General features: G+C 68.0%; 13 protein-coding genes. 10 read left to right on the top strand and 3 right to left on the bottom strand.

Annotation, left to right across the window (positions count from 1 at the left end; translation table 11 throughout):
• Positions 1 to 4: 4 nt before the first annotated feature.
• Positions 5 to 2,179: a bifunctional diguanylate cyclase/phosphodiesterase gene (locus L880_RS34275; RefSeq protein ID WP_169737730.1), complete on the bottom strand. Its 2,175-nt coding sequence runs from the start codon at positions 2,177 to 2,179 to the stop codon at positions 5 to 7.
• A 415-nt stretch (positions 2,180 to 2,594) separates the two neighbouring features.
• Here L880_RS34275 and L880_RS0106735 point away from each other — a divergent pair, with 415 nt between their 5' ends.
• Positions 2,595 to 3,110, top strand: coding sequence for a hypothetical protein (locus tag L880_RS0106735; RefSeq protein ID WP_027475026.1), 516 nt, complete (start codon positions 2,595 to 2,597; stop codon positions 3,108 to 3,110).
• On the opposite strand, the gene L880_RS0106730 is transcribed toward L880_RS0106735, so the two are convergent.
• Together L880_RS0106730 and L880_RS0106725 are read right to left on the bottom strand one after the other, a co-directional pair.
• Positions 3,107 to 4,276, bottom strand: a complete 1,170-nt coding sequence (locus L880_RS0106730; protein WP_027475025.1) for a four-carbon acid sugar kinase family protein — start codon at positions 4,274 to 4,276, stop codon at positions 3,107 to 3,109. The two genes, L880_RS0106735 and L880_RS0106730, sit on opposite strands and share 4 nt — an antisense overlap.
• On the bottom strand, positions 4,273 to 5,079 hold the full coding sequence (locus L880_RS0106725; protein WP_027475024.1) for a DeoR/GlpR family DNA-binding transcription regulator: 807 nt from the start codon (positions 5,077 to 5,079) through the stop codon (positions 4,273 to 4,275). Before L880_RS0106725 ends, L880_RS0106730 begins: the two co-directional genes overlap by 4 nt.
• Before the next feature lie 181 nt (positions 5,080 to 5,260).
• On the opposite strand from L880_RS0106725, the gene L880_RS0106720 reads away from it, so the two are divergent.
• The 9 genes from L880_RS0106720 to L880_RS0106680 form a co-directional block, all read left to right on the top strand.
• Complete coding sequence (locus tag L880_RS0106720; protein WP_027475023.1) at positions 5,261 to 6,253, top strand: Bug family tripartite tricarboxylate transporter substrate binding protein; 993 nt, start codon at positions 5,261 to 5,263, stop codon at positions 6,251 to 6,253.
• 30 nt (positions 6,254 to 6,283) lie between these two features.
• Complete coding sequence (gene pdxA / locus L880_RS0106715; protein ID WP_027475022.1) at positions 6,284 to 7,315, top strand: 4-hydroxythreonine-4-phosphate dehydrogenase PdxA; 1,032 nt, start codon at positions 6,284 to 6,286, stop codon at positions 7,313 to 7,315.
• Positions 7,312 to 8,505 (top strand): sialidase family protein, encoded by a 1,194-nt coding sequence (locus L880_RS0106710; protein ID WP_027475021.1) that lies wholly within the window; start codon positions 7,312 to 7,314, stop codon positions 8,503 to 8,505. The genes pdxA and L880_RS0106710 overlap by 4 nt, the downstream gene beginning before the upstream one ends.
• Positions 8,506 to 8,519: 14 nt before the next feature.
• Positions 8,520 to 9,689 (top strand): iron-containing alcohol dehydrogenase, encoded by a 1,170-nt coding sequence (locus L880_RS0106705; protein ID WP_027475020.1) that lies wholly within the window; start codon positions 8,520 to 8,522, stop codon positions 9,687 to 9,689.
• Between the two features lie 22 nt (positions 9,690 to 9,711).
• Positions 9,712 to 10,488: an HpcH/HpaI aldolase family protein gene (locus L880_RS0106700; protein WP_027475019.1), complete on the top strand. Its 777-nt coding sequence runs from the start codon at positions 9,712 to 9,714 to the stop codon at positions 10,486 to 10,488.
• On the top strand, positions 10,488 to 11,183 hold the full coding sequence (locus L880_RS0106695) for an SDR family NAD(P)-dependent oxidoreductase (RefSeq protein WP_027475018.1): 696 nt from the start codon (positions 10,488 to 10,490) through the stop codon (positions 11,181 to 11,183). The genes L880_RS0106700 and L880_RS0106695 overlap by 1 nt, the downstream gene beginning before the upstream one ends.
• 31 nt (positions 11,184 to 11,214) lie before the next feature.
• On the top strand, positions 11,215 to 12,192 hold the full coding sequence (locus tag L880_RS0106690) for a Bug family tripartite tricarboxylate transporter substrate binding protein (protein WP_027475017.1): 978 nt from the start codon (positions 11,215 to 11,217) through the stop codon (positions 12,190 to 12,192).
• Positions 12,182 to 13,213, top strand: a complete 1,032-nt coding sequence (locus L880_RS0106685) for a Bug family tripartite tricarboxylate transporter substrate binding protein (RefSeq protein ID WP_157462656.1) — start codon at positions 12,182 to 12,184, stop codon at positions 13,211 to 13,213. The genes L880_RS0106690 and L880_RS0106685 overlap by 11 nt, the downstream gene beginning before the upstream one ends.
• 57 nt (positions 13,214 to 13,270) lie before the next feature.
• Positions 13,271 to 13,770, top strand: a 500-nt coding sequence (locus L880_RS0106680; RefSeq protein ID WP_027475015.1) for a porin, incomplete at its 3' end; no start/stop codon positions are given.

Below are 13,770 nucleotides of genomic sequence, written 5' to 3'. Positions count from 1 at the left end.
GCACTCAAGCCTCTTTGGAGGCAAACGCATTGCGCCCGGCCGCCTTGGCCACATAAAGCTGGGTGTCTGCCAGCTTCAGCAACTCCTTGCCATCGGCGGCCGTGGTGCCATCGCTGCAGGCCACGCCCACGCTGACAGTGACCTGCAAGGCCATCTTGTCCAGCGCCAACGGGGCCTTGAACTGTTCGACGATCTTGGCCGCCACCCCGTCGGCCTCCTGCGGACTGCCCAGGTCCTCAAGCAGGATCACAAACTCGTCGCCCGCCAGGCGCACCACCCGATCGGTCTCGCGCACGGCCAGTGTCAGCCGCCGGGCGATCTTCTTGAGCACCTCGTCCCCGATGGCGTGGCCATGCGTGTCGTTGACGCTCTTGAACCTGTCGACATCGAGAAACAGCAGGCCGATGTGTCTGCCCGAGCGCCGCGCGCGTGCAATGGCCTGAGGCAGGGCCTCATTGAGCCGAAGCCGGTTGTCCAGCCCGGTCAGGGCATCCTGGTACAGCAGGCGCGACAGTTCGGCCTCGGTGCGCTTGAAGTCGGTGATGTCGAAACTGAGCATGTACACGCCCTGCACCACACTGTCGCTGCTCCAGTCGGGGATGTAGATGTTCTGCAAGGTGCGCAGGCCGCCGGTGGTTTCGGAAGTGACCAGGACCTCGACACGCTCGCCATCCAACGCGCGCTCGACATAAGGCATGCGTTGCTCGCACAGGGCCGGGCTCCAGTGCTCAGACAAGGCCTTGCCCAAGGGGGGCGTCGCATCCGGGCCGTACCAATGCTGGTAGGTGTCGTTGACAAAGGTGATGACCAGATCCAGGTCGACGCAGGCGATCAGCGCGGGCACGTTGTTGGTGATGGCCAGCAGTTGCCGCTCGCTTTTCTCCAGCGCGGCACGCTGTTCCTGCAGCAACTGCTCCCGGGCATGGGCCTGGGTGACATCGCGCAAGGTGATCGCCAGGCCATCGCCCACCGGCACGATCTGCTGCACCACACGCCGCACATCCCCTTGCGGGGTGTGCCACGAAAACTCATCTTCGATGGCGGTGCGGGTGTTGAGCGCCTGCGCATACAGCCGGCCCAGATGCGGCCGCAGCACGGCGGGCATCAGCGGCTCCACCACCTGCCCCACCAGGCTGGCGCCTGTGTCGCCCATCCATTGTTGGGCGCGGGGGTTGGCCAGATCGCAGCGAAAGCCGCTGAGGCCGCCATCCTCAAGCCGGACCGCCGCCAGCATCATGAAAGGATCAAGCTGGGCGTGTGCCGCGGCCTGGAATCTGTCCTCGGCCAGGCTGGCACGGCGGCGGGATTGCTCCAGCCGGATCGCCAGCAGCGTCAAGCCCGCCGTGACCAGGCAGATGAAAAAGGTGGCCGCACTCAGAAACTCGATCAGCCGCTCGCTTCTGATCTGGTAATGGGCAAATACCTCATCCGAGGCCAAGCCCGTATAAACCACAAGCTGGTATTGCGGCACCACCCGATAAGAGATGAAACGCAATACCCCATCGACGTGGCTTTTCCCCAGGAATACCCCTTTGGGTGATTTTTCGATCTGGCGGGCCAAGGCCGTCTGACCGCCATGGTCACCAAACTGAAGGGCTGTACCGCTGCGCCGGGCCCGCAAGACCTGATCGATCCCCGTCACGCTGACCAGCCCACGCTGGCCGAATTGGGCCTCGTTGTAGAAATCCACCAGGTATTGGGGGTTGACGGTGGCCACCACCACGCCGGCAAACGCGCCATCGGCATGGAAACGGGCCCGGCTCAGATGGATCACCCAGCTGCGGCTGACCCGGCCGATGGCAGGCTGGCCCACATACAGGCCCTGGACGCGCCGCTCCTTGTGAACCTGAAAATACAGGCGGTCAGCCGCCGAGCCCGCCGCCGTCACCTTGCCCTTGCTCAGGGCTGCGGCCACCACCTCGCCCTGTTCATCGGTCACATACAGGCTGCCCAGGCTGGGTTGGTGCTGCAAAGCCTGCTGCAGCAGGGTGGTGAGTGATTCGTCCGACCGGGTCAGTTGGGCATTGCCCGCCACCAACTCGGCCAACTGGTCGATCTGCTGCAAGGCCCGCAGGATGTACGACTCATAAGCCTGGGTGGAAGCTTCGGCGCGCCGGTAGGCCTCTGCCTCGGTCCGCTGCTGGTCCTGTTGCAGATAAGTCCACCCGAGAAACCACATGGTGGCAATGATCAGGACCCCAAATGCCGGCTGCCCCCATCGCAACATCCCCAGCACGGTGGGCCTGGGCATCGCGGCAAAAATTGATTTGTGCATGAATCATCAGAAACGCTTTCTCTTATTCGGCCGATTTCTGATTTTCTGAAGCGTGTTCGATGGATTGACATGCCGTAATCGGAGAATCCTGAACTGCGCCCAATATCATTTGACTGTTTTTATGATTAATGGTGATTGATATGATGCACATTATGTTCTGTGCGTCTGAATGACGGTTGAGTGTCATTTGGATGACGTCTGAATGTCGTTTGAATGTGGCTTGAATGCGGTCTGAATCCCGTTTCAATGCCGTGTCAATGCCGTTTCAGGACTGCACGGGGCATGCCTGGGCAACAGGCCATCCCATTGACCCGAAACCATGACCAACAACCCACCCGACGCCCGACTTCAGGCACGCCTGACTTTCCTCACCACCGCCTGCGGTCTGCTTCTGGCCGCACTGGCGGGCACCCTGCCGTGCACTGCGCAGGCACAGGCACCTTCCAGGATGGCGGCAGGCAACTACCGCCTTGAAGGCCAGTGTTCGCGGACCTTCTACCTGGGCGCGGCGACGGCCCCCCAGTGCAGCCCTTTCCTGGGTGTCAAGGTGGGGGCCCAAGGCGGCCCGCAATTCATCTTCGCGCTCAAGGACGGAGGGCGGGCCTGGTTCTTTGTCACCTCGGGCCGGGTGCAAGGCGCGCCGGACCGGGCCCTGTACACGGTCGAGAAGGTCTACGACCAGGCCTTGAACGCCGAGTTTTCGTACCCGGCCGGCGAATGCGAAATCCTGCCCGGGCCCAGCGTGCGCTGCAGTGTGTGGAAGGACGCCGAACGCAACACCCTGGGCCGCGAGTTGGTGTTCTTGGGCTCCGGGCCCTGGCTGTACCGGCCTTAGGCAACGCAGCCGGTCTGCGCCACCCGCGCAGTGGGGCCGCCGCCTGGCGGCAGGTCCAGCAAGGCCACCACCTCCCGCAGATCCTGCTCGGGGCCAAAGGCGCCGGAGCGGCTGTGGCAGAGCACGCCGTCCCATCGCCCACCCACCATGCGGGCACAGCCCCAGCCCGAACGCGCCAGCGGCTGGCCGGATTGCAGCCCACGGGCCCCCAGGGCCTGACACAGCGCCAGCAAGGTGTCGCCCCCCACCACCACCAAGGTGTGTGGCACGGGCGCATGCAGCGCGATGGTGGCCGCCTGCCGAGCCAGCAGGCGGGCCGCCTGCTCGGGGCTCAGGGGCTCTGGCGCACACAGATCCAGCAGCAGCGGCTGGCCCGGGCCTGCCTGCGTCCAGGCGACCGAGTCCACACCGCTGTGGCAATGCACTGCCCACGGGGACTGGCGCAATTGCAGCCACTGCCCGCGCGACACCGCATGGTGGCTGGCGCTGACCAGCACCAGCGGCCCCGTCTGGCGCGGCGCTGCAGCAGGCAGGGGTTCGCTGTTCAAGCACGGCGGCAAGGGCAGCTGGCGGGCCAGGGCCTGTGCCAGACCGGCACTGCCGCACCACAGCCAGGCACCGTGGTCACGCACTGCCAGCCCTGCGATGCGGTCCAGATCGGCATCACCACAAGCCTCGGGAATCCAGGCGCTCAGAGCGCCGTCGGGCTGCGGGCGCTCAGCGCCGGTGTGCACCGCCCAGCCCCGGGCCCGCAAGCCATCCGCCAGCTGGGTGGCCACCGCAGTGTCAGCCTGGCCGGGGCGTACCCACCATTGCTGGCCGCCCCGGGTGACCCGACCCTGTGACGGAAATGCCGGCGCCATGACCAGGCCCTGAAAGCCGCCCTGCCGGGCCAGCCAATCGACCTCGTCCAGGGTGTTGCCGCGCAGCAGGCTGTCCACCTTCTTGAAAGCGATGTCGGCCCCCTGCAGCCAGGGCAGGCAGGGCGCCAGCAGCGCCTGCATCTGCACCGCATCCACATCCCGGGTGGCCGTGGCCACCACGTCCAGCCCCGGCACTGTGACCGAAGCCGGCTGGCCCAGGTGCACCGGCACGCCGGCACCAAAGGCGGCCGCACAGTCCAGCGCGCCGGTCAGGTCATCGGCCAGTATGCGCAGCCGGCTCATGCGGGCACCACGCTCAGCTGCAGCGGCAGGGCCCGCAGGCGTTCTTCGTCGGCGGCGGGCAGGCCGGTGTCGGTGATGAGCTGGTCGATCTCCTGCAGCCGGGCGAACTGCATGAAGGCCCGGGGCCTGAACTTGGACGAATCCACCAGCAGCACGCGCCTGTGGGCCGCCCGCATCAGGGCCTGCTTGGCGGCTGCCACCTCGGCCGAGGTTTCCGACACCAGGTCGTGGGTGACCGCATGGGCCCCCATCAGCAACAGGTCGGCCTGAAAAGCGCTGGCCTGGTGCACCAGGGCCTGGCCGATCACCGTGGGGCTGTTGGGCCGCAGCGTGCCACCCAGCACATGAACCTGGATGTGGGGTGACTGCCCCAGCACCTGGGCGATGGCCAGGTCGTTGGTGACCGCCGTGAGGGGGATACCGCGCTTGACGGCGGCCCGGGCGGCCTCCAGTACGGTGGTGCCGCTGTCAAAGATCACGCTTTGCTGCGGTATCAACTGCTGCGCCGCCATCTGGCCAATGGCGGCCTTTTCACGCGGCGACAGTTCGGCCGCAGCAGCCGTTTCGGGCTCGAAGGTGCCATAGCTCGCGACCTGCTGGCGCAACACCGCCCCGCCGTGGGTGCGGTCGACCACGCCCTCGCCGGCCAGGGTGTCCAGATCGCGCCGCAGCGTCGACAGCGACACGCCCAGGGCCTGTTCCAACTGGGTGATGGTGACCGCGCCGTGCCGCTGCAGAAAGTCAATGATGTGCTGACGCCGCTGCACAGGCATCAGGGGCGAAGGCGCCGACTCGGTGTTCATGGTGGATTTTGGAAGGGTTGACAAGAGAAGCCCGCGAATGATGATTGATCGTGACGGATTTGCTCATCCGGGTAAACGATAATGACCGTTTTTGAAGCTTTGTGGCGTAATTTGAAGCATTCGAAGGCGCAAAAACGCCTCAACATGCCTTATTTTGCTTTAATAACACCAGAGACAAACCATGATCTACCACAAAGCTTCACGCCGCGATCTCCTGGCTGCCGGTGCCGGCGCCTGGATGCTCTCGGCCTTGGCAGGTGCAGCATGGGCGCAGGCCCCCTTCCCCAACAAAACCCTCACCTTTGTGGTGCCCTACCCCGCGGGGGGCGCCAACGACATGCTGGGTCGCCTGATCGGGCAGAAGATGGCCGAGGCCCTGGGCGGCACCGCCATCATCGACAACCGCCCCGGTGCCGCCGCCCTGCTGGGGGCTGGTGTGGTGGCGCGCGCGCCGGCCGACGGCCACACCCTGCTGGTGGGTGGCCTGGCCACGCACGCGGCCAGCCCCAACCTGCTCAAGGCCGACTACGACCCGCTGAAGGATTTCGAGCCCGTGGGCCTGATCGGCAGCGCCCCCATCATCGCCATCACCTACCTGGATTCGCCCTTCAAGACGCTCAAGGACGTGGCCGATGCCGCCCAGAAAGACCCCACCGCGGTGATGTATGGATCGTCGGGCAACGGCTCGCCGCTGCACCTGGCGGGCGAGATGTTCATCGACCAGGCCAAGGTCAAGATGACGCATGTGCCCTACAAGGGTGGCAACGCCCACATCCTGGACCTGATCGGCGGCCGCGTGCCGGTGATCTTCGACACCGCCACCAACTGCATGCCCTTGCTCAAGGCCGGCAAGGTGCGTGCCCTGGCCGTGGGGGCCAGCGCCCGCCTGCCCGAGCTGCCCCAGGTGCCCACCTTTGCCGAGTCGGGCTACCCGCAATTCGATTTTTCGGCCTGGTACGCGATCTTTGTACCCGCCAAGACCCCCAAGCCCGTGGTGGCCAAACTCTCAGCCGCCCTGGGCAGCGCCCTGAAGAACCCCGACGTGGTGAGCCGCCTCAACAGCGTGGGCATCACGGTGGCTGCGGGCGACACGGCCACGCTGGCGCGCTTCCTGCCCGGCGAATACGAACGCATCGGCCGCCTGATCAAGGCGGCCAACATCAAACCGGATTGACACCCCCATCCACCCTGAAGGACTGACAACATGACTGCACCGATACGACTCGCTTTCACGATGGGCGACCCGGCGGGCATCGGCCCCGAAATCACGGCCAAGGCCACGCGCCAGATGGCCGAGCTGGCGCGCAATGGCCTGGCCGAGTTCATCGTGCTGGGCAGCGCCCAGGCCATGCACGAGGCCGAGCTGCGCATGGGCCTGGCGCCCGACGACCAGGGCCGCCCCTTCTACCGCATGGTCGATGTGGGCCCGGTGCACACCCCTGTGGTCACCGGGCAGATCAGCGCCGTGGGCGGCGAATGGGCCTACCGCGCCGTGGCCAAGGGCGTGGCACTGGTGCAGGCGGGCGAGGCCGATGCCATCGTGACCGGCCCGCTGTCAAAAGAGGCCCTGCACATGGCCGGCCACCTGTTTGAGGGCCACACCGAGATGCTGGCCCACCTGACCGGCCAGCGCGACGCCGTGATGATGCTGGCCCATGGCGACATGCACGTCACCCATGTCACCACCCACTGCGCCCTGGCCGATGTGCCCAAGCGCATCACCCCGCTGCGCCTGCGCCGGGTCTTTGACGTGACCCACCAGGCCTTGCGCACACTGGGCATCGAGAACCCGCGCATCGCCGTGGCCGGGCTGAACCCGCACTGCGGTGAAGGCGGCATCCTGGGCAAGGAAGACGACGAGATCGTGGCCCCCGTGGTGCGCGAGTACGCCGACCGGGGCTTCTCGGGCCCCTGGCCCGGCGACACCGTGTTCATCAAGCTGCGCGCGCGCCAATACGACGCGGTGGTGGCCATGTTCCACGACCAGGGCCACATCCCGGTCAAGCTGATGGGCTTTCAGGTGGACCCGGCCACAGGGGCCTGGCAAGCCATCAGCGGGGTCAACATCACGCTGGGGCTGCCGATTTTGCGCACCTCGGTGGACCACGGCACGGCCTTCGACATCGCCGGCAAGGGCGTGGCCAGTGCCGACAGCCTGGTCGAGGCCGCCGAGTACGCCTTCAAGCTCATCAAGGGCCAGCGTGCGGTGAGCGCCGCTGCCGAGGTGGCGGCATGATAGCCGGGCAACTGACACCCCACGCGGCGGACCCACTTCGCCTGGTGGCCGACATCCCGTCGCTGCGGGTGCAGGCCCATGCCGCCAACCTGATGGTGTTGCCCGACGACACGCTGGCTTGCGTTTGGTTTGGGGGTTCGATGGAGGGGCGCTCGGACATCAGCGTGTTCATGTCGCGCCTGAGCCAGGGCAATGCGGGCAGCGAAGGCAGCCAGCACTGGAGCGCGCCGGTGCAGCTGTCCGACGACCCGGATCGCTCCGAGCAGAACCCCATCCTGTTCCCACTGCCCGACGGCACCCTGTGGCTGCTGCACACCGCCCAGCTGGCGGGCAACCAGGACACGGCCCTGGTGCGCCGGCGCATCTCGCACGACAACGGCCTGAGCTGGGGCCCCACCGAGACCCTGGCCGCCGCGCCGGCCGGCACTTTTGTGCGCCAGCCCGTCCAGGTGCAGGCCGACGGCAGTTGGCTGCTGCCCGTCTTCCGCTGCCGCACCCTGCCGGGCCAGGCCTGGGACGGCAGCCTGGACGACAGCGCCGTGCTGCGCTCCACCGACCAGGGCCAGAGCTGGTCGTGGATAGCAGTGCCCGACAGCCTGGGCTGCGTGCACATGAACATCGTGCCGGCCGCCCAGGGTGGCCAACACCTGCTGGCTTTCTTCCGCAGCCGCTGGGCTGACCATGTGTACCGTGCCACCAGCGAAGACGGCGGCCTGAGCTGGAGCGCGCCCCAGACCACCCCACTGCCCAACAACAACTCGTCCATCCAGGCCCTGCGCCTGGCCGACGGCCGACTGGCCATGATCTTCAACGCCAGCAGCGCGCTGAACGCCACGGCCCGCCGCGAGTCGCTGTACGACGAACTCGACGAGCACCAGCCGGCCGGGGCCACCCCGACGCCGGAAGCTGCCGAGCCCCTGGCCCGGCGGGCCTTCTGGGGTGCGCCCCGCGCGCCCCTGACCCTGGCCCTGTCGGAAGACGATGGCCTGAGCTGGCCCTGGCAGCGTCATCTTGAAGAAGGCGACGGCCACTGCCTGAGCAACAACTCCGAGCAGCGCCTGAACCGCGAGTACTCCTACCCCTCGCTGCGGCAGACGGCCGACGGCGCCCTGCACCTGGCCTACACCGTGTTCCGCCAACACATCCGCCACGCGCGGGTGATGCCGGACTGGGTGAAACAAACGAACTGAAGGACCCACCCTCCATGAGCTCCACCCCCTACGCCCTGCTGAACCCGGGCCGCGTCATCGCCGGCCCCGGCAGCATCGAGCAACTCACCGAACTGGCGCAAGGCTTCTTCCAGGCCCGTCGCGTGCTGATCATCAGCGACAAAGGCGTGGCCGCCGCTGGCCTGGTGAACGCCCCGCTGCAGCAGCTGCAGGCCGCCGGCCTGCAGGTGAGCCTGATCGCCAGCACCCCGCCCGAACCCGATGTGGCCGATGTGCAGGCCATCGAGGCCGAGGCCCGCGCAGCCGGCCCCTTTGACCTGGTGGTGGGCATCGGCGGCGGCAGTGCCATGGACGTGGCCAAGATCATCGCCGTGCTGCTGGCCCACCCGCTGGACCTGCGCGAGTTGCTGAGCAAGAAGGCCGACATCACGGCGCGCGGCCTGCCCACGGTGATGGTGCCCACCACCTCGGGCACCGGCTCGGAGGCCACGCCCAACTCCATCATCCTGGTGGCGGAAGACGAGCTGAAAGTGGGCATCGTGAGCGCCCGCCTGATGCCCGACGCGGTGATCCTGGACGCCCGCCTGACCCTGACACTGCCGCCAGCTGTGACCGCCTCCACCGGCATGGATGCGCTGACCCATGCCATCGAGTGCTACTGCTCGAAAAAGGCCAACCCCTTCAGCGATCTGTACGCGCTGGAGGCCATCCGCCTGATCGCGCGCAGCATCCGCCGTGCCGTGCACCAGGGCGACGACCTGCAGGCCCGTGCCGACCTGCTGCTGGGGGCCTACTGGGGCGGGGTGTGCATCGCCACCTCCAGCACCACGGCGGTCCATGCCCTGGCCTACCCGCTGGGGGGCAAGTACCGCATGCCGCATGGTCTGTCGAACGCCATCCTGCTGCCCTCGATCATGGCCTTCAACCAAGTCGGCTCGGAAGTGCGCTTTGCCGCCATGGCGCGCGCCATGGCCTTGCCGGTCGAGGGCCTGAGCGACGGCGAGGCCGCCAGCGCCTTTGTGCAGGCCCTGCGCGATCTCAACCACGACCTGGGCGTGCCCGCCACGCTGCGCAGCCTGAACATCCAGCCGGCCGACCTGGAAGGCCTGGTCGACGGTGCCGCCAAGGTCACCCGGCTGCTGGACAACAACCCCCGTCCCCTGAGCCGCGACGACATGCGCGCCCTGTACGCCGCCCTGATCTGAAACCCCTCACCCGAGCACTGACATGAACCCCAGCTCTCTGCCCAGCAACACCTTCAAACAGGCCCTGCAACAGAACCGCCGCCAGGTCGGTCTGTGGGTCACCTTTGCCCACCAGCCCATCGCCGAGGTGCTGGCCGATTCGGGCTTCGACTGGCTGCTGTTCGACATGGAACACAGCCCCACCGACCTGGTGGACGTGGGCCAGCAGCTGCTGGCCGTGCGCGGCCGCCCGGTGGCCCCCATCGTGCGCGTGCCCATCCTGGACATGGGCTGGATCAAGCGCGTGCTGGATGCAGGCGCTCCCAACATCATGGTGCCCAACATCCGCAACGCGGCCGAGGCGCGCGAAGCCGTGTCCTACACCCGTTTTGCGCCCGAGGGCCTGCGTGGTGTGGCCGGCAGCACCCGGGCCGGCAACTACACCCGCTACAAAGACTACATGGCGCGCGCCAACGACGAGATCGGCCTGGTGCTGCAGATCGAATCACGCGAGGCGCTGGATGACCTGGATGCCATCTGCCGCGTGCCGGGCGTGGATGCGGTGTTCATCGGCCCCTCCGACCTGGCGGCCAGCCTGGGCTACCGCGGGCAAGCCGGCCACCCCGAGGTGCAGGCCGCCATTGCCCAGGCCTTCCAGACCGCGCGCGCCGCCGGCAAGGCCGCCGGCGTGCTGGCCGCCGATGGCAAGGCCGAGCACTACTTTGAAGGCGGCGCCACGATGGTGGGCGTGGGCACCGACCTGCACCTGCTGATCGCCGGGGCCGACGCCGTGGCCGCCCGATTCCGCCAGGCCGCATGATGGCCGACGCCCCCCAGCCGACGCGGCACGCGGTGCTGACCGGCGTGTCCTCCGGCATTGGCTGGGCCATCGCCCAAGCCCTGCTGGCGCAGGGCTGGCGGGTGACCGGCTTGAGCCGCAGCGCCCCACCCACAGCCCATGCACTGTTGCGCTGGCTGCCGGTGGACCTGGACGACAGCGCGCGATTGGCCCAGGCCTGTGCTGATCTGGGCACGGTGGACGGCCTGGTGCACGCCGCCGGCTTCATGCGCACCGCGCCGCTGGGCGCGCTGTCGGTGGACGACGCCACCGCCATGTGGCGCGTGCATGTGCTGGCCGCCCAGGTGCTGGCCGATGCCCTGCTGCCGCAGCTGCGCGACGGCGCCCGCATCGTGCTGGTGGGCAGCCGGGTGGCCCAGGGGGCGGCCGGGCGCAGTGCCTATGCCGCCACCAAGTCGGCGCTGCTGGGCATGGTGCGGTCGTGGGCGGCCGAGTTGGCGCCGCGTGGCATCACCGCCAATGTGATCGCGCCCGGCGCCACCGACACGCCGTTCCTGCACCAGCCCGGGCGCAGCAGCAGCCCGCCCCGGCTGCCGCCCATCGGCCGGCTGGTACAGGCCGAAGAGGTGGCCGGTCTGGCCGCCTTCCTGCTGGGGCCTTTGGGGGGGGCCATCACCGGCCAGCAAATCGTGATGTGTGGTGGCGCTTCGCTCTAGAGATCAAAAAGTCAAATAAAAGGAGACAGACATGAAGCAAGCAACCGGCTTGTGGCGGGCAGCGCTCGCCCTGTTTTTGGGCTGCAGCGCGGCCGTGGGCCCGGCGGCAGCGGCCGAGGCCTACCCGGGCAAGCCCATCCGCATGGTCATCCCCTTCCCGCCGGGGGGCACGCTGGACGCGGTGGGCCGCCAGTTGGCCCAGAAACTCAGCGAGCAGATGGGCCAGGCCGTGATGGTGGACAACCGGCCCGGGGGCAATGGCGTGATCGGTGCCCAGGCCGTGGCCAAGGCGGCGGCGGACGGCTACACCGTGCTGTTCAACGCCTCCACCTTCACCACCGCGCCCATGACCATGAAGCAGGTGCCGTATGCGGTGACGCGCGACTTCGCGCCGGTGGCCCTGGTGGCCAAGGCACCGCTGTCGGTGGCGATCAACAAGAACCTGCCGGTCACCGACCTCAAGTCGCTGATCGCCTACTCCAAGAAGTCAGGCCAGCCGCTGACCTTCGCCGTGGGCTCGGTGGGCTCGGCCGGCCACCTGGCCACCGAGCAACTCAGGCGCAGCGCAGGCCTGAACTACTCGGTGGTGCCCTACAAGGGCACGGCACCGGCCTTCCAGGACCTGGTGGGGGGGCAGATCGACGGCTTCATCGACCCCATCCTGGGCTCGCTGCAATACCACCGCAGCGGGCTGCTGCGGGTGGTCGCGGTGACCTCGGCCACCCGGGCGACCAACCTGCCGGACGTGCCCGCGGCCGCCGAGACCGTGCCCGACTTCGAGTTCTACAGCTGGTACGGCCTGTGGGTACCGGCGCAGGTACCGGCCGAGTTCCGCCAGCGCCTGAACCGGGAGATCAACAAGGCCCTGGGCGGCGACATGAAAGACTGGCTGAACCAGCAAGGCCTGATCGCCGGCGGCGGCGACACCGAGGCTTTTGAGCGCTTCCAGCGCGACGAGATGCGCAAGGCCCAGACCCTGATCACCGAGGCGAACATCCGTGTCGAATGAACACCACCCAGCCCCCACGGGGCACAGCGTTCAGCACGCCAAGCACCGGGCCATGGCCTCGCGCCGAGCCTGGCTGGCCACCGGGCTCGGGCTGCTCGGGGGGCTGCCCCCGGCGCTGGCGCAGGGTACGGACAAGACCTTGCGCCTGGTCGTGCCCTTTGGCACCGGAGGCGGCTCGGACAACCTGGCCCGCATCCTGCAGCCCCGATTGGCAGCCCTGCTGAAGCAGCCCGTGATCGTGGACAACCGCCCCGGTGCCGGGGGCGCGGTCGGCGCGGCCTATGTGGCCAAATCAGCCCCCGACGGGCAGACCCTGCTGCTGGCCGACGCCAGCGTGCTGACCATCAGCCCGGCGCTGTTTCCCAAACTGCCCTACAGCAGCAGCGATCTGCAGCCCGTCATCAACCTGGCCCAGTTTCCGCTGGTGCTGGTGGGCCCAAGCCGCCTGCCCGCCCAATCGCTGCCCGAGCTGCTGGCCCTGGACAAGGCCCGGCCCGGCAGCCTGTCGATCGCCTCCTCGGGCAATGGCGCCACGCCCCACCTGGCGGCCGAGCTGCTGAAGCTCACCACGGGCCTGCAGCTCAACCACATCCCGTACAAGGGCTCCGGCCCGGCCATCAACGACACCGTGGGCGGCCAGGTGGACCTGGTCTTCACCGGCTATGCCACGGTGGCCAGCCTGATCAAGGCCGGCAAGCTCAAGCCCCTGGCCGTCACCTCGCCTCAGCGCATCGCCGAGCTGCCCCAGGTGCCCACAGTGGCCGAGGCCGGCTTTGCCGGCTTCGAGGCCTGGATCTCGCAGGGCGTGTTCAGCGCCGCGGGCACCCCGGCCGACACCGTGCACCGGCTCAACCAGGCCATCGCCAGCATCCTGCGCCAGCCCGAGGTGAGCGAGTTGCTGCGCCAGCAAGGGCTGGATCCGCTGGACAACAGCCCGCAGGACTACGCCACCTGGCTGCAACAGCAGCAAACCCTCTGGAGCCGGGTGATACGGCAGGCCGGCGTCAAGCCCGATGCCTGAGCCCAGCCACCCTGATGGCCATCCCTTTTTCCCCCAACCACAACGGAGACCTTTGAAATGAAAAAAACCCTTGTCGCCCTCGCGGCCGTGAGCGCCTGCGGCCTCAGCCTCGCCCAGTCCTCGGTCACCCTGTTCGGCGTGCTCGACCTCGCCTATGAAAACGTCAAGACCAACGCCGGCCGCGTCTCCGGCGTCTCCCCTTCCGGCAACAGCGCCAGCCGCCTCGGCTTTCGCGGCGTCGAAGACCTGGGCGGCGGCCTGAGCGCCGGCTTCTGGCTTGAGGGCGCCATCAACCCCGCCAGCGGCATCGGCAGCAGCGGCACCACCACCAACAACCAGCGCTCCGACATCGCCGCCGGCGGCCTCACCTTCAACCGCCGCGCCACCGTCAGCCTGGCTGGCGCCTTCGGCGAGCTGCGCATCGGCCGCGACACCACCCCCAGCTGGCAGAACTACCTCAATGCCGACCCCTTCGCCGCCGCCGGCGTGGGCACATTGATCCTTGATTACACCGGCTCGGCCGCCACCAACACCTTTGTGCGCGCCTCCAACTCGGT

Origin of the sequence: Curvibacter gracilis ATCC BAA-807 (assembly GCF_000518645.1) — a bacterium.
GTDB classification, from domain to species: domain Bacteria; phylum Pseudomonadota; class Gammaproteobacteria; order Burkholderiales; family Burkholderiaceae_C; genus Curvibacter; species Curvibacter gracilis.
This window is presented reverse-complemented; position numbering and strand designations above follow the sequence as displayed.

Coding starts and splice junctions, on each gene's coding strand:
- L880_RS34275 (WP_169737730.1), bottom strand. CDS start 2,179: ATGTGGTTTCTCGGGTGGACTTATCTGCAACAGGACCAGCAGCGGACC.
- L880_RS0106735 (WP_027475026.1), top strand. CDS start 2,595: ATGACCAACAACCCACCCGACGCCCGACTTCAGGCACGCCTGACTTTC.
- L880_RS0106730 (WP_027475025.1), bottom strand. CDS start 4,276: ATGAGCCGGCTGCGCATACTGGCCGATGACCTGACCGGCGCGCTGGAC.
- L880_RS0106725 (WP_027475024.1), bottom strand. CDS start 5,079: ATGAACACCGAGTCGGCGCCTTCGCCCCTGATGCCTGTGCAGCGGCGT.
- L880_RS0106720 (WP_027475023.1), top strand. CDS start 5,261: ATGATCTACCACAAAGCTTCACGCCGCGATCTCCTGGCTGCCGGTGCC.
- pdxA (WP_027475022.1), top strand. CDS start 6,284: ATGACTGCACCGATACGACTCGCTTTCACGATGGGCGACCCGGCGGGC.
- L880_RS0106710 (WP_027475021.1), top strand. CDS start 7,312: ATGATAGCCGGGCAACTGACACCCCACGCGGCGGACCCACTTCGCCTG.
- L880_RS0106705 (WP_027475020.1), top strand. CDS start 8,520: ATGAGCTCCACCCCCTACGCCCTGCTGAACCCGGGCCGCGTCATCGCC.
- L880_RS0106700 (WP_027475019.1), top strand. CDS start 9,712: ATGAACCCCAGCTCTCTGCCCAGCAACACCTTCAAACAGGCCCTGCAA.
- L880_RS0106695 (WP_027475018.1), top strand. CDS start 10,488: ATGGCCGACGCCCCCCAGCCGACGCGGCACGCGGTGCTGACCGGCGTG.
- L880_RS0106690 (WP_027475017.1), top strand. CDS start 11,215: ATGAAGCAAGCAACCGGCTTGTGGCGGGCAGCGCTCGCCCTGTTTTTG.